Here is a 15,487-nt window from a genome sequence, read left to right on the forward strand (position 1 = left end):
AATCATGCCATTAGTCATCGTTGCTATCGGTGTTGTGTTATTACTGCTCTTGATGATCCGCTTCAAAATGAACGGATTTATCGCTCTGGTTCTGGTGGCACTTGCAGTCGGTCTGATGCAGGGGATGCCGCTGGTAAAAGTTATCAGCTCGATTAAAGCCGGTGTCGGCGGCACGCTCGGCAGCCTGGCGCTGATCATGGGCTTCGGCGCCATGCTCGGTAAAATGCTGGCGGACTGCGGTGGCGCGCAGCGTATTGCTACCACGCTTATCGACAAATTTGGTAAGAAGAACATTCAGTGGGCAGTGGTGTTAACCGGCTTTACCGTTGGTTTCGCGCTGTTCTATGAAGTAGGCTTCGTGCTGATGCTGCCGCTGGTGTTCACCATTGCGGCTGCCGCGAGCATCCCGCTGCTGTATGTCGGTGTGCCAATGGCCGCGGCGCTGTCCGTGACCCACGGCTTCCTGCCGCCGCACCCGGGCCCAACCGCTATCGCGACCATCTTCCACGCCGACATGGGTAAAACCCTGCTGTTCGGTACGATTCTGGCGATCCCAACGGTGATTCTGGCAGGCCCGATTTATGCCCGCTTCCTGAAAGGCATTGATAAGCCGATTCCGGAAGGTCTGTACAGCGCCAAAACCTTCACCGAAGAAGAGATGCCTGGCTTTGGCGTCAGCGTCTGGACCTCTCTGGTACCGGTGATCCTGATGGCGATGCGCGCCGTGGCAGAGATGGTTCTGCCAAAAGGTCATGCGTTCCTGTCCGTTGCAGAATTCCTGGGTGACCCGGTGATGGCAACGCTGATTGCCGTGCTGATCGCGATGTTCACTTTCGGTCTGAACCGCGGCCGCTCCATGGATCAGATCAACGACACGCTGACCTCTTCCATCAAAATCATTGCCATGATGCTGCTGATCATCGGCGGTGGCGGTGCGTTCAAACAGGTTCTGGTCGACAGCGGCGTGGACAAATACATCGCTGCCATGATGCATGAAACCAACGTGTCGCCGCTCCTGATGGCCTGGTCTATTGCCGCGGTTCTGCGTATTGCGCTGGGTTCTGCGACCGTTGCAGCGATCACCGCAGGCGGCATCGTTGCGCCGCTGATTGCCACCACGGGCGTGAGCCCTGAGCTGATGGTTATCGCCGTCGGTTCCGGTAGCGTGATTTTCTCTCACGTAAACGATCCGGGCTTCTGGCTGTTCAAGGAGTACTTCAACCTGACGATCGGTGAAACCATCAAGTCCTGGTCCGCGCTGGAAACCATTATTTCGGTGTGCGGTCTGGTCGGGGTGCTGCTGCTGAATATGGTGGTCTGATGCCCTAAGTCGGGTGGCGGCTACGCCTTACCCGACCTACATGAGCACCACCTGATAATAAAAAACCCGCCACTGGCGGGTTTTTTATCACTTCTTACCAGCAGCTTTTCGCCGCTTATCCAAATCCTTGATCAGCCTGTTCACCCCGTCATCGGCAAACATCGCCTCAAGCGTGGTGGACAGCTTGCGACGCCAGTTCTTGTACTGATAGCTGGTACCCGGAATGTTCACCGGCTCCGCCATATCAATCCAGTCTTCCGGCTGCAGGCCCAGCAGCGCACTGTTGCTGTCGGCAATATAGCGCTGCAAACCGCGGTTGAGTGTCGCAGTCATCGCCATCAGCGACGCTTTATGCCCGGCGCGCTTCGGCAGACAGCCATGCTTATGCAGCGCATCCAGCAGCCCCTGCTTGGAGAGCTCGCGATCCTGATAAAGACCGCGTAACACCTCTTCGTCAGGATACAGGCCCAGCGTTTTGCCAAGGGTCAGATCGCCGCTTTCCCAATAGCCACGAAGCGTAGGAAGGTCATGCGTCGTCGCGACTGCCATTGACTGTTCAGGGTACGCTTGCGGCGCGCGGAAGGTTTTCTCATGGTCGTTTTCAAAATAGAGCACTTTATAGGAGTAGACGCCGCTGTCGCGGAGCTTGCTGACAATCTCCACCGGCACGGTACCGAGATCTTCACCGATCACCATGCACTGGTGACGCTTGCTTTCCAGGGCCAGGATCGACAGCAGATCGTCAACCGGATACTGCACGTATGCCCCGTGATCCGCCGTTTCACCGTACGGGATCCACCACAGGCGCAGCACGGACATCACGTGGTCGATACGCAGCGCCCCGCAGTTCTGCATGTTGGCGCGCAGCAGGTCGATAAACGGCTCGTAGGCGCGCGCCGCCATGACGTGTGGATCCATCGGCGGTAAGCCCCAGTTCTGGCCGAGCGGCCCCAGGATATCCGGTGGCGCGCCGACGGAGGCCTTCAGGCAGTAGAGTTCACGGTCGCACCAGGTTTCCGCGCCGCCCTCTGCCACACCGACGGCCAGATCGCGGTACAGGCCAATCGGCATTTTATAGCCCTGGCTCACCTGCCAGCAGGCGGCAAACTGGCTGTACGCCAGCCACTGCAGCCACAGGTAGAAGTCCACTTCATCGGCATATTTTTTACAGAACGCTTTCACTTCCGGCGTGTCGACGGATTGATACGCTTCAGGCCAGACCGGCCAGCCCCAGCGCATTTCGTCCTCTTTCACCTGATACGCGTGCAGCGCATCGAACGCCGCCTGCCAGTACAGGCTCTCGCCCTCCTGCGTCACGAACTGGCGGAACGCCGCCATCTGCTCGTCATCGCGCTGCGAAAAGCCTTTCCACGCCAGACGCAGCGCGGCCATTTTCAGCGCCGTGACGGTGGAATAATCCACCCAGTCGGCTTCGCGCGCCTGCTTCAGCGCCTGCTGCGTGGTACTGAGTTTCCACCAGGCCTGCGCCTCTTTGCTGTTTTTGAAGTCATCTAAGGCGTTAACGTCGATATAAATCACGTTCAGCCAGCGACGGGAGGACGGGCTGTACGGGCTGGCACTCTCCGGGTTGGCCGGATAGAGGGCGTGGATCGGGTTGAGGCCGATAAACGCGCCGCCGCGCTCGCCCACGGATGCCAGCATGTTCTTCAGATCGCCAAAATCACCGATCCCCCAGTTGCTGTCGGAGCGCAGCGTGTAGAGCTGCACGCAGGCGCCCCACAGCTTTTTCCCTTCGAGCAGCGCCTGCGGCTCGTAGCAGCGTTTTGGCGCGACGATCACCCGGCAGTGGAAACGCCGATCGTCCTGGGTGAGCGTCAGGGTGTGGTAGCCCTCCGGCAGCTTCGCCGGAAGGTTAAGGGTTTTGCCGCCGGTGGCGTGGCCTTTGTGCTGATGCCCCTCTTCGGTCGTGAGCAGCCAGCTAAACTCGCCGCGCCCTTCCACCGCGAGCGGCATCTTTTTACCTGCGGTGAATACCTTCACGTTCGGCACCGGCGCAGCCGACGCTTTCGCGTCGGTTTTGTGCATGGCATCCAGCAAACGTCTTTTGGTGTCGGCGCCAATAGACTGTGGTTTGCCGTGAGCATTAATGTAACTGAGGCTAATTCCCGCCGCCTGCGCGGCACTGTCCAGACGTTTACTCTCCATCGCGCTTCCTTAGCGTTTTGCCTGCCAGATACGGGCCTGATAATCACGGATTGAGCGGTCAGAGCTGAACATGCCGCAGCGCGCGGTGTTCAGGATGCACGCGCGGGTCCACGCTTCCTGGTCGCGATACAGCACGTCGACCTGTTTTTGCGCTTCAACGTAGGCCGTGAAGTCCGCCATCACCAGATACGGGTCACCGCCGTGTTTGTCCATGCTGTGCAGCATCTGGTCAAACGCGTGCTTGTCGCCGTCGCTGTATTTGCCGCTCTCCAGCTCCTTCAGCACCGCGTCCAGCACTTTGTCTTTCTTACGCCATTTCACCGGGTCGTAGCCTTTGGCCTTGATGGCTTTCACCTCTTCCACGGTGTGGCCGAAGATAAAGATATTCTCTTCGCCCACCTTCTCGGCGATTTCGACGTTCGCCCCGTCCAGCGTGCCGACGGTCAGCGCGCCGTTCAGCGCCAGCTTCATGTTGCCGGTACCGGAGGCTTCTTTTCCTGCGGTTGAGATCTGCTCGGAGATATCCGCCGCCGGGATCAGCATTTCAGCCGCCGAGACGCAGTAATCCGGCAGGAATACCACCTTCAGCTTGTCGCCCACGTTCGGATCGCTGTTGATCGCCTCCGCCACTTTATTGATGGCGAGGATAATGTTTTTCGCCAGGTAGTAGCCCGGCGCCGCCTTCGCGCCGAACAGGAACACGCGCGGCACGCGGTCAGCCTGCGGGTTCTCGCGGATCTCTTTGTACAGCGCCAGAATGTGCAGCAGGTTCAGGTGCTGACGTTTGTACTCGTGCAGGCGTTTGATCTGGATATCGAAAATCGCATTCGGGTTGATCTCAATCCCGGTGCGCGCTTTCACGAACGCCGCCAGGCGAACTTTGTTCTCCAGCTTGATCGCGCGGTACTGTTCGCGGAATTTCGCGTCGTCAGCGTATTTTTCCAGGTTGATGAGCTGGTCCAGATCGTTGGCCCACTCTTTCTTGAGGGTCTTGTCCAGCAGGCCAGCCAGCAGCGGGTTGCACTGCTTGATCCAGCGACGCGGCGTAATGCCGTTGGTCACGTTGTGGAATTTGGTCGGCCACAGCTGGTGGTATTCCGGGAACAGATCTTTGACCACCAGATCCGAGTGCAGCGCCGCCACGCCGTTCACCGCAAAGCCGCTCACTACGCACATGTTCGCCATGCGTACCTGCTTATCGTGAACCACCGCCAGCTTCGCCCAGACCGCTTTGTTGCCCGGCCAGGTTTTATCCACCAGGGTTTTAAACTGGTCGTTAATCTTGTTGATGATCTGCATGTGGCGCGGCAGCAGCGCTTTCACCAGCTTCTCATCCCAGCACTCAAGCGCTTCTGGCATCAGGGTGTGGTTGGTGTAGGCAAAGGTACGGCTGGTGATGGACCAGGCGTCGTCCCAGCTCAGCTGATGCTCGTCAATCAGCACGCGCAGCAGTTCCGGGATGGCAATGGTCGGGTGCGTGTCGTTGAGCTGAATGACTTCGAAGTCCGGCAGCTGCGCCAGCTTGCGGCCCGCCAGGTGATGGCGACGCAGAATGTCCGCCACGGAGCAGGCGCACTGGAAGTACTGCTGCATCAGGCGCAGCTTTTTACCGGCCAGGTGGTTGTCGTTCGGGTAGAGGACTTTGGTCAGCTTCTCGGCGTCGATGCCCTGCTGCTCGGCACGCAGGAAATCGCCGTCGTTAAATTTGGTCAGGTTAAACGGATGGGCGTGCTTCGCCTGCCACAGACGCAGCGGCTGCGCCACGCCGTTACGGTAGCCAAGCACCGGCAGATCCCAGGCTTCGCCGGTAATGGTGAACGCAGGCTCCCAGAGGCCTTGCTTCGTCACTTTCCCGCCAATGCCAACCTGCACGTCCAGCTGCGCGTTATGGCGGAACCACGGGTAGGTATTGCGATGCCAGTCGTCCGGCGCTTCCATCTGATGGCCGTCAGCGAAGGACTGACGGAACAGGCCGTACTGGTAGTTCAGACCGTAACCAATCGCCGACTGGCCGACGGTCGCCATGGAATCCAGGAAACAGGCCGCCAGACGACCCAGGCCACCGTTGCCCAGCGCCGGGTCAATCTCTTCTTCCAGCAGATCGGTCAGGTTAATGTCGTGTTCTTTAAGAACGTCACCAACCTCCTGATACCAGCCGAGGTTCAACAGGTTGTTGCCCGTCAGACGGCCAATCAGGAACTCCATTGAAATGTAGTTTACATGGCGCTGCCCGTTTGCCGGTTTTGCCAGAGGTTGAGCATCCAGCTGCTCTGCGAGCGCACCGCTCACTGCCTGCCACCACTGGTGAGGCGTCATCTCGTTTGCAGCATGAAGGCCAAAACGCTGCCACTGACGCGTCAGGGCAGCCTGGAATTGAGCTTTGTTGAAGGTAGGCTGTGACATAGGGGATCGGCATCCTTTAGAAAGAAAACACAAGTTGGCGCTAGTGTGCCTGGCTCATTTCACCTCTTCCTCCTCCCGTAGGGGATTAGACAGGGAGGAGTAGCGGGGATGAGCAGAAAAGTGTGATCAAGGCCACTCTCAGAGCATAGTTCGAGTGTGCCCGGAAGATAAAAAAGTAACCGAGGAGAATGTCAAAGAAATGAAATGCAGTTTCGGATGAAATTAAACCCTGCCGAAATAATTACTTACCTGGAATAATATTTTTGCAACAGGATGTCATGACGATGAAAGGTATTATTCTCGCTGAACTTTACCCACACTTTATTAAATTTGACGTCACTATCCCTTCCTGAAACCAGTTTCAGCGCAGCCGCAGCACAACCATACAAGCCAGCATTGACGCGGCATTAAAGCCCTTTCCAGAAAGTTCCATCATCTGCCTGAATGTTTTGTGACAGAGTGCAAATTCAGAGCCACCAAATCCAGACATAACTTGCAATAGTTCTCTTTCTGACCGACCTTATATCGTATTAATTACGAAGCGCAAAAAAATAAAATCTCTCGTTCCCCACAGTGAAGTGAAACCTATGTTGATTCCGTCTAAATTAAGTCGCCCGGTTCGTCTTGACCATACAGTGGTCCGCGAGCGTCTGTTGGCTAAACTTTCCGGCGCGCATAATTTCCGACTGGCGCTGGTTACGAGCCCTGCAGGTTATGGAAAAACAACGCTCATCTCGCAATGGGCCGCAGGTAAGAGCGATCTTGGCTGGTACTCCCTTGATGAGGGCGATAACCAGCAAGAACGTTTTGCCAGCTATCTGATTGCCGCCATACAGCAAGCCACCCATGGACACTGCGTCGCCAGTGAGGTGATGGTGCAAAAGCGCCAGTACGCCAGCCTGTCCTCCCTTTTCTCTCAGCTGTTTATCGAACTGGCTGAATGGCATCGCCCGCTTTACGTGGTGATTGATGATTACCATCTCATCACTAACCCGGTGATTCATGAATCGATGCGTTTCTTCCTGCGCCATCAGCCGGAAAACCTGACGTTAGTGGTGCTGTCACGCAACCTGCCGCAGTTGGGTATTGCCAACCTGCGCGTGCGCGATCAGCTTCTGGAAGTGGGTAGCCAACAGCTTGCTTTTACCCACCAGGAAGCGAAACAGTTCTTCGACTGCCGCCTGAACTCACCGATTGAGGCCGCCGAAAGCAGCCGTCTGTGTGATGACGTCGCGGGCTGGGCAACGGCGCTGCAGCTGATTGCCCTCTCTGCCCGGCAAAACAACAGTCCGGCACACCAGTCAGCGCGCCGTCTGGCCGGCATCAACGCCAGCCACCTCTCTGATTACCTGGTGGATGAGGTGCTGGACAGCGTCGATCCCTCGACGCGTAATTTCCTGCTGAAAAGCTCGCTGCTGCGCTCCATGAACGATGCGCTGATCGTGCGGGTGACGGGCTGTGAAAACGGTCAGCTTCAGCTCGAAGAGATTGAACGTCAGGGCCTTTTCCTGACGCGCATGGACGATCCCGGCGAGTGGTTTAGCTATCATCCGCTGTTTGGTAGCTTCCTGCGCCAGCGCTGTCAGTGGGAGCTGGCGGTTGAACTGCCGGAGATCCACCGCGCCGCTGCCGAAAGCTGGATGGCACAGGGCTTCCCAAGCGAGGCCATCCACCACGCGCTCGCCGCCGGGGATGCCAGCATGCTGCGCGATATCCTCCTCAATCACGCGTGGGGCCTGTTTAACCACAGCGAGCTGACCCTGCTGGAAGAGTCACTCAAAGCCCTGCCGTGGGAAAGCCTGCTGGAGAATCCGCGTCTGGTGCTGCTGCAGGCCTGGCTGATGCAGAGCCAGCATCGCTACAGCGAAGTGAACACCCTGCTGGCACGCGCCGAGCAGGAGATGGAAAGCGAGATGGATACCACCCTGCACGGCGAGTTCAACGCGCTGCGCGCTCAGGTGGCCATTAACGATGGCGACCCGGACGAAGCGGAACGGCTGGCGATGGTCGCGCTGGATGAACTGCCGCTGGCCAACTTCTACAGCCGCATCGTGGCGACCTCCGTACACGGCGAAGTACTGCACTGCAAGGGCGACCTCACGCGCTCGCTTTCACTGATGCAGCAAACCGAACAGATGGCGCGTCGTCATGATGTCTGGCACTACGCGCTGTGGAGCCTGATCCAGCAGAGCGAGATTTTATTCGCGCAGGGGTTCCTGCAGGCCGCCTGGGAAAACCAGGAGAAAGCGTTCCAGCTGATTCGCGAGCAGCATCTGGAACAGCTGCCGATGCACGAGTTCCTGTTGCGTATTCGCGCTCAATTACTGTGGGCATGGTCGCGTCTGGATGAAGCAGAAAGCTGCGCCCGCCAGGGTGTGGATGTTCTTTCCAGTTTCCAGCCTCAGCAGCAGCTGCAGTGCCTGGCGCTGCTGGTGCAGTGCTCGCTGGCGCGCGGCGATCTCGATAACGCCCGCAACCATCTTAACCGCCTGGAAAACCTGCTCGGCAACGGCCAGTATCATAGCGACTGGGTGTCAAACGCCGACAAGGTCCGGGTGATTTACTGGCAGATGACCGGCGATAAAAAATCCGCCGCCAACTGGCTGCGTCAGACGCCAAAACCGGAATTTGCCAACAACCACTTCCTGCAGAGCCAGTGGCGCAACATTGCCCGCGCGCAGATCCTGCTCGGTGAATTAGAGCCCGCAGAGATTGTGCTGGAAGAGCTGAACGAAAACGCGCGCAGCCTGCGCCTGATGAGCGACCTGAACCGCAACCTGCTGCTGCAAAACCAGCTCTACTGGCAGGCGGGCCGTAAAAACGATGCCCAGCGCGTGCTGCTGGAGGCGCTACAGCTGGCAAACCGCACCGGGTTTATCAGCCACTTTGTGATTGAAGGGGAAGTGATGGCCCAGCAGCTGCGTCAGCTCATTCAGCTCAACACGCTGCCGGAGCTGGATCAGCATCGCGCCCAGCGCATTCTGCGCGAGATTAACCAGCATCATCGCCACAAGTTTGCGCATTTCGATGAGAACTTCGTTGAACGTCTTCTGAACCACCCGGAAGTGCCGGAGCTTATCCGCACCAGTCCGCTTACCCAGCGCGAATGGCAGGTTCTGGGGCTGATCTATTCAGGCTACAGCAACGAGCAGATTGCCGGCGAGCTGGCGGTGGCGGCGACCACCATCAAAACGCATATCCGCAACCTGTACCAGAAGCTGGGCGTGGCGCATCGACAGGATGCGGTGCAGCATGCGCAGCAGCTGTTGAAGATGATGGGGTACGGCGTTTAGTTTTGTGCGGTCTGATGCCCTCTCCCACAGGGAGAGGGAAAACAATTTGTAGGTCGGGTAAGCGCAGCGCCACCCGACACAACCGTTAGCACAGTTCCAGCTGCAAATTATTATCTTTAATTACCTGCATCACGCCCGCTGGCGGCATCACGTCGGTATAGACCGCATCCACCATGCTGATGCTGCCCATGTTCACCATCGCGTTACGGCCAAACTTCGAATGGTCCACCACCAGCATCACGTGGCGTGAGTTTTCAATGATCGCGCGCTTGGTGCGCACCTCGTGGTAATCAAACTCCAGCAGCGAACCGTCGCTGTCGATGCCGCTGATGCCCAGAATGCCGAAGTCGAGGCGGAACTGAGAGATAAAGTCGAGGGTCGCTTCACCGATAATCCCGCCGTCGCGGCTGCGCAGCTCGCCGCCCGCGAGGATGATGCGGAAATCGTCTTTCTGCATCAGGGTGTTGGCCACGTTCAGGTTGTTGGTGACCACGCGCAGGTTCTCGTGATCCAGCAGCGCATGGGCGACCGCTTCCGGCGTGGTGCCGATATCAATAAACAGCGTCGCCCCGTTCGGGATCTGGCTGGCGACCTTGCGGGCAATGCGCTCTTTCTCCGCCGTCTGCGTCGCTTTTCGGTCGTGCCAGGAGGTGTTGACCGAGCTGGACGGCAGCGCCGCGCCGCCGTGGTGGCGAAGGATGCGGTTCTGATCGGCCAGGTCGTTCAGGTCACGACGGATGGTTTGTGGGCTGACGGCAAACTGCTCCACCAGCTCTTCGGTGCTGACGTATCCCTGTTTTTTTACCAGTTCGATAATGGCGTCATGACGTTGTGTTTGTTTCATCAATTATCCCTGAGAATTATGTTCGTTTTCGCGCATGGAGCGTGTCGGCAATGGCCATCGCCAGCCCCACGGCCAGCCCGGCGACGTGCGCACCGTTGGCGATAGACATACCAAACAGATCAAACCATCCGGCAATTAGCCATATTAACGCAAAGGTTATCAATCCGCGTTGCAGATAGATGCCGCTTTGCGGATCGCGCTCCCCGCGAAGCCAGACGTAGCCCATCAGGGCATAGACGACACCCGACAGCCCGCCAAACCACGGGCCGCTGAACTTGTGCTGTACGTAGCCGCTCAACAGGGCGCTGATGATGGTGATAACGATCAGCTTGCCGCTGCCCAGACGCTTTTCAACGGCACCGCCGAGATACCACCACCAGAGCAGGTTAAAGAGGATATGCATCACCGAGAAGTGCATCAGCGCGTGGCTAAAGTAGCGCCATACCTCAAACTCAAGCGACGGATCATAGGGCCACGCCAGGGCAATCATCACGCTCTGGTCGCCGACCACGTTCATGATAATAAAGACGATGATGCAGGCCGCCATCAGCAGCAGCGTAAACGGGCCCGCGCGCTCGCGAAGGGTGGCAAGGAAGGGAAAGCGGCTGTAGTGCAATCCGCTGCCGGTCTGTCCGGATTGCCAGCTGGCCGCGAGATAGCGCGGGTCGCCAGGGTTCTCAAGAAAACGCGCCAGCTCCTCGTTTACCCGCCCGGCCTGGCTCTCATCGGCCAGCCAGACGTCGGTCTGCGTATGTTGCTGAATAGTAAGAATAACGCCCTGCGTCGCCATATAGTCGACAAACGCCTGGGCGACGCGCGGGTTGGTAAAAGAGGTGATCATCAACATGGGCAGCGGTCGCTTATTTCCACACAAAAGGGGACAGTATAGCGGGATCAGCGCTCAAACGCGTATTCCACTTCCGCCGGGAAATGACGATGCCAGGCATCGAAACCGCCGTCGACGCTGTAAACCGCGTCGTAACCCTGCTGAAGCAGATACTGCGCCGCGCCTTTGCTGCTGTTGCCGTGGTAGCACATGACCATCACCGGCGTGTCGAAGTCGTTATCGCGCATAAACGCGCCCAGCGTGTCGTTGGTAAGATGAAACGCGCCCGGCGTATGGCCCATCGCAAAACTCTGCGGATCGCGGATGTCCACCAGCACCGCTTTTCCCTGGTGCATCTTCTGGTGGGCTTCTTCTACGTTAATACATTCAAACTGATCCATGGTGTTCTCTTAACAGTGGTCAACGACAAGATTTTACCCCGTAGTGTACGTCCTGGCGGCGGGTAAACGCCATTATGTTATCCATATCACTCTAAATTGTTTTTTTGATGTTACCAAAAGCGCGTTCCTTTGCTATTATGAGCGATATCGAACATTTCTGAGCTTTAACGAAAGTGCATGAGGGTGTTATGGAAACCAAAGATCTGATTGTGATAGGCGGTGGCATCAACGGTGCCGGTATTGCGGTCGATGCCGCAGGACGCGGTTTATCCGTACTGATGCTGGAAGCTAACGATCTCGCCTGCGCGACGTCGTCCGCCAGCTCCAAACTGATTCACGGTGGCCTGCGCTACCTGGAACACTACGAATTCCGCCTGGTCAGTGAAGCGCTGGCCGAACGTGAAGTGCTGCTGAAAATGGCCCCGCATCTGGCGATTCCGATGCGCTTCCGCCTGCCCCATCGCCCGCATCTGCGTCCGGCGTGGATGATCCGCATTGGTCTGTTTATGTACGATCATCTGGGTAAACGCACCAGCCTCCCGGGTTCGAAAGGGTTGCGTTTTGGCTCAGAATCGGTCCTTAAGCCAGAAATCGTGCGCGGATTCGAATATTCCGACTGCTGGGTGGACGATGCGCGCCTGGTGCTGGCGAACGCGCAGATGGTTGAGAAGAAAGGCGGCGAGGTGAAAACCCGCACCCGCGCGACCGCTGCCCGTCGTGAAAACGGCCTGTGGATTGTCGAGGCGGAAGATATCGATACCGGCGAGAAATTCAGCTGGAAAGCGCGCGGCCTGGTGAACGCCACCGGCCCGTGGGTGAAACAGTTCTTTGACGAGGGCATGCATCTGCCTTCCCCGTACGGCATCCGCCTGATCAAAGGCAGCCACATTGTGGTGCCGCGCGTGCATACCCAGAAGCAGGCGTACATTCTGCAGAACGAAGACAAGCGCATCGTGTTCGTCATCCCGTGGATGGACGAATTCTCGATCATCGGTACCACCGACGTGGAGTACAAAGGCGATCCGAAGAACGTCGAGATCGACGAGAGCGAAGTGAACTACCTGCTTAAAGTGTATAACGCGCACTTTAAGAAACAGCTGTCGCGCGACGACGTGGTCTGGACCTACTCCGGCGTGCGTCCGCTGTGCGATGACGAGTCTGATTCACCGCAGGCCATTACCCGCGACTATACGCTCGATATTCACGACGTTGACGGCCAGGCGCCGCTGCTCTCCGTATTTGGCGGTAAGCTCACCACCTACCGCAAGCTGGCCGAGCACGCGCTGGAAAAACTGGCGCCGTACTATAAAGGCATTGGCCCGGCATGGACCAAAGGCGCGGTACTGCCCGGCGGTGATATCGGCGATAACCGCGATGATTACGCCGCGAAGCTGCGCCGTCGCTTCCCGTTCATCACTGAAGGGATGGCGCGCCACTATGCCCGCACCTACGGCAGCAATACCGAGCTGATCCTGGGTGATGCAAAAGAGATTGCCGATCTGGGCGAGCATTTCGGCCACGAGCTGTACGAAGCCGAGCTGCGTTATCTGGTTGAGCACGAGTGGGTGCGTCGTCTGGATGATGCTATCTGGCGCCGTACCAAAGAAGGGATGTGGCTCAACGCCGAACAGCAGTCTCGCGTGGCGCAGTGGTTGCTGCAACATGCGGCGAAACGTGAGCTGTCGCTGGCGTCCTAATACAAAAAAGCCGGGTGGCGGCTCCGCCTTACCCGGCCTACTCGATCCCGTAGGCCCGGTAAGCGCAGCGCCACCCGGCTTTGTTTTTACAACCTCACCGGATCAATATGCCAGATCGTCTCGGCATACTCCTTGATGGTCCTGTCTGACGAGAAATAGCCCATATTGGCGATGTTGTACATCGCGGCGCTGGTCCACTTCTCAGGCTGGCGATACAGTTCGTCCACCTTATCCTGACAGTCGACGTAGCTGCGGTAATCCGCCAGCACCTGGTAGTGATCGCCAAAGTTAATCAGCGAATCCACCAGATCGCGGTAGCGGCTCGGTTCATCAGGGCTAAACACGCCGGTTGCAATCTGCGTCAGCACCTGACGTAACTCTTCATCCTCTTCGTAATACTGACGCGGGGAGTAGCCTTTCCTGCGCAGCGCCTCTACCTCTTCCGTCGTATTACCGAAGATAAAGATATTCTCTTCGCCCACGTGCTCCAGCATCTCGACGTTCGCCCCGTCCAGCGTGCCGATGGTCAGCGCGCCGTTAAGGGCAAACTTCATGTTACTGGTGCCGGATGCCTCCGTCCCCGCCGTGGAAATCTGCTCAGAGAGATCCGCCGCCGGGATGATCAGCTGCGCCAGGCTGACGCTGTAGTTCGGAATGAACACCACCTTCAGCTTGTCGCCAATGTCCGGATCCTGGTTAACCACCTTCGCCACGTCGTTGATGAGATGAATAATATGCTTCGCCATGTAGTAGGCCGACGCCGCCTTACCGGCGAAGATCTTCACGCGCGGCACCCATTCGGCCGTCGGGTCGGCCTTAATGCGGTTGTAATGGGTGATCACGTGCAGCACGTTCATCAGCTGACGCTTGTATTCGTGGATGCGTTTGATCTGAACGTCGAACAGCGCTTTCGGGTTTGCCACCACGTTCAGGTGCATCGCCAGCCAGACCGCCAGACGCTTTTTGTTCAGCAGCTTGGCTTCGCGCACGGCTTTGTTCACCGTCGGGAAATCAATATGCTGTTCCAGCTCGCTCAGCTGGCTCAAATCGGTACGCCAGGTGCGGCCGATATTCTCGTCCAGCACCTCAGAGAGCGGCTGGTTAGCCAGCGCCAGCCAGCGGCGCGGGGTGACGCCGTTGGTCACGTTGCAGAACCGCGTCGGGAAGATCTTCGCGAAGTCCGCAAACAGCGACTGCACCATCAGGTTCGAGTGGAGCTCTGACACGCCGTTGACCTTGTGGCTGATGACAACCGCCAGCCAGGCCATGCGCACGCGGCGGCCGTTCGACTCATCAATGATGGACGCGCGGCTCAGCAGGCCGGTATCGTTTGGATACTGCTCCTGCAGCGTCTTGAGGAAGTAGTCGTTAATCTCAAAGATAATCTGCAGATGGCGCGGCAGGATTTTGCCGAGCATGTCCACCGGCCACGTCTCCAGCGCTTCGCTCATCAGCGTGTGGTTGGTGTACGAGAACACCTGGCAGGTCACCTCAAAGGCGTCGTCCCAGCTGAACTTATGCTCGTCGATCAGCAGGCGCATCAGCTCCGGAATGGAGAGCACCGGGTGGGTGTCATTAAGGTGGATCGCGGTTTTCTCCGCCAGGTTGGCGTAGGTTTTGTGCAGCTGATGGTGGCGGCTGAGGATGTCCTGAATGGTCGCCGAAACGAGGAAATACTCCTGACGCAGGCGTAGCTCGCGGCCTGAGTAGGTCGAGTCATCCGGGTACAGCACGCGGGACACGTTCTCGGAGTGGTTTTTATCCTCCACCGCCGCGAAGTAGTCACCCTGGTTAAATTTACCGAGGTTAATTTCGCTACTGGCCTGAGCGCTCCACAGGCGCAGCGTGTTGGTGGCATCGGTGTCGTAGCCGGGGATGATCTGGTCGTAGGCCACGGCCAGGATCTCTTCCGTTTCCACCCAGCGGGATTTTTTTCCTTCCTGCTGAATACGCCCGCCAAAGCGCACCTTGTAGCGCGTGTTGTGGCGCTTGAACTCCCACGGGTTGCCGTACTCCAGCCAGTAGTCCGGGGACTCTTTCTGGCGCCCGTCAACGATGTTCTGTTTGAACATGCCGTAATCGTAGCGAATACCGTAGCCGCGGCCCGGCAGCGCCAGCGTCGCCAGCGAGTCGAGGAAGCAGGCGGCAAGACGTCCCAGACCGCCGTTACCGAGGCCCGGGTCGTTCTCTTCGTCGATCAGTTCTTCTAAATCTAACCCCATCTCTTCCAGTGCGGTTTTGACGTCGTCATAAATACCGAGCGACAACAGCGCATTGGACAGCGTGCGGCCAATCAAAAATTCCATCGACAGATAGTAAACCTGACGCGTCTCCTGCGAGAGCTGGGCGCGGTTTGAGCGTAGCCAGCGTTCAACTAAGCGGTCGCGCACCGCAAACAGGGTGGCGTTCAGCCACTCGTGCTTGTTGGCAATAACCGGATCTTTCCCGATGGTGAACATCAGCTTGTAGGCGATGGAGTGCTTTAACGCCTCAACGCTGAGCGTGGGTGAAGAGTAGCTAAATGGAGCGTTCATAT

At 57.8% G+C, this 15,487-nt stretch carries 9 protein-coding genes; 3 read left to right on the forward strand and 6 right to left on the reverse strand.

Annotation, left to right across the window (positions count from 1 at the left end; genetic code table 11):
- The first annotated feature begins 4 nt into the window (after positions 1–4).
- Positions 5–1,321, forward strand: a complete 1,317-nt coding sequence (gene gntT, locus B498_RS02520; RefSeq protein WP_008503056.1) for a gluconate transporter — start codon at positions 5–7, stop codon at positions 1,319–1,321.
- Between the two features lie 87 nt (positions 1,322–1,408).
- Here the strand turns inward: gntT and malQ are convergent, their stop codons facing one another.
- The gene (gene malQ / locus B498_RS02515) at positions 1,409–3,487 is read right to left on the reverse strand and encodes a 4-alpha-glucanotransferase (protein WP_008503057.1); all 2,079 of its coding nucleotides are present in this window, start codon (positions 3,485–3,487) and stop codon (positions 1,409–1,411) included.
- A 9-nt stretch (positions 3,488–3,496) separates the two neighbouring features.
- Entirely contained in the window at positions 3,497–5,890 is a 2,394-nt protein-coding gene (gene malP / locus B498_RS02510) for a maltodextrin phosphorylase (RefSeq protein WP_008503058.1), read from the reverse strand.
- A gap of 587 nt (positions 5,891–6,477) precedes the next feature.
- Here malP and malT point away from each other — a divergent pair.
- Positions 6,478–9,183, forward strand: coding sequence for an HTH-type transcriptional regulator MalT (malT, locus tag B498_RS02505; protein WP_008503059.1), 2,706 nt, complete (start codon positions 6,478–6,480; stop codon positions 9,181–9,183).
- An 85-nt stretch (positions 9,184–9,268) separates the two neighbouring features.
- Here the strand turns inward: malT and B498_RS02500 are convergent, their stop codons facing one another.
- The 3 genes from B498_RS02500 to glpE are packed head-to-tail and all read right to left on the reverse strand — an operon-like array spanning position 9,269 to position 11,254.
- Complete coding sequence (locus tag B498_RS02500) at positions 9,269–10,027, reverse strand: DeoR/GlpR family transcriptional regulator (RefSeq protein WP_008503060.1); 759 nt, start codon at positions 10,025–10,027, stop codon at positions 9,269–9,271.
- A 16-nt stretch (positions 10,028–10,043) separates the two neighbouring features.
- Positions 10,044–10,874: a rhomboid family intramembrane serine protease GlpG gene (gene glpG / locus B498_RS02495; RefSeq protein ID WP_008503061.1), complete on the reverse strand. Its 831-nt coding sequence runs from the start codon at positions 10,872–10,874 to the stop codon at positions 10,044–10,046.
- Between the two features lie 47 nt (positions 10,875–10,921).
- Positions 10,922–11,254, reverse strand: a complete 333-nt coding sequence (gene glpE, locus B498_RS02490) for a thiosulfate sulfurtransferase GlpE (protein WP_008503062.1) — start codon at positions 11,252–11,254, stop codon at positions 10,922–10,924.
- A 188-nt stretch (positions 11,255–11,442) separates the two neighbouring features.
- On the opposite strand from glpE, the gene glpD reads away from it, so the two are divergent.
- Positions 11,443–12,951, forward strand: coding sequence for a glycerol-3-phosphate dehydrogenase (glpD, locus tag B498_RS02485; RefSeq protein ID WP_008503063.1), 1,509 nt, complete (start codon positions 11,443–11,445; stop codon positions 12,949–12,951).
- Between the two features lie 86 nt (positions 12,952–13,037).
- Here the strand turns inward: glpD and glgP are convergent, their stop codons facing one another.
- Positions 13,038–15,485: a glycogen phosphorylase gene (gene glgP, locus B498_RS02480; RefSeq protein WP_008503064.1), complete on the reverse strand. Its 2,448-nt coding sequence runs from the start codon at positions 15,483–15,485 to the stop codon at positions 13,038–13,040.
- Positions 15,486–15,487 lie beyond the last annotated feature (2 nt).

Source organism: Enterobacter sp. SST3 (assembly GCF_000286655.1).
Taxonomy (GTDB): Bacteria; Pseudomonadota; Gammaproteobacteria; order Enterobacterales; family Enterobacteriaceae; genus Enterobacter; species Enterobacter roggenkampii.

What these genes read in the sequence shown, in the direction of transcription:
- malP (WP_008503058.1), bottom strand. Translation starts at nt 5,890, where the DNA reads ATGTCACAGCCTACCTTCAACAAAGCTCAATTCCAGGCTGCCCTGACG.
- malQ (WP_008503057.1), bottom strand. Translation starts at nt 3,487, where the DNA reads ATGGAGAGTAAACGTCTGGACAGTGCCGCGCAGGCGGCGGGAATTAGC.
- glpD (WP_008503063.1), top strand. Translation starts at nt 11,443, where the DNA reads ATGGAAACCAAAGATCTGATTGTGATAGGCGGTGGCATCAACGGTGCC.
- glpG (WP_008503061.1), bottom strand. Translation starts at nt 10,874, where the DNA reads ATGTTGATGATCACCTCTTTTACCAACCCGCGCGTCGCCCAGGCGTTT.
- gntT (WP_008503056.1), top strand. Translation starts at nt 5, where the DNA reads ATGCCATTAGTCATCGTTGCTATCGGTGTTGTGTTATTACTGCTCTTG.
- glgP (WP_008503064.1), bottom strand. Translation starts at nt 15,485, where the DNA reads ATGAACGCTCCATTTAGCTACTCTTCACCCACGCTCAGCGTTGAGGCG.
- malT (WP_008503059.1), top strand. Translation starts at nt 6,478, where the DNA reads ATGTTGATTCCGTCTAAATTAAGTCGCCCGGTTCGTCTTGACCATACA.
- glpE (WP_008503062.1), bottom strand. Translation starts at nt 11,254, where the DNA reads ATGGATCAGTTTGAATGTATTAACGTAGAAGAAGCCCACCAGAAGATG.
- B498_RS02500 (WP_008503060.1), bottom strand. Translation starts at nt 10,027, where the DNA reads ATGAAACAAACACAACGTCATGACGCCATTATCGAACTGGTAAAAAAA.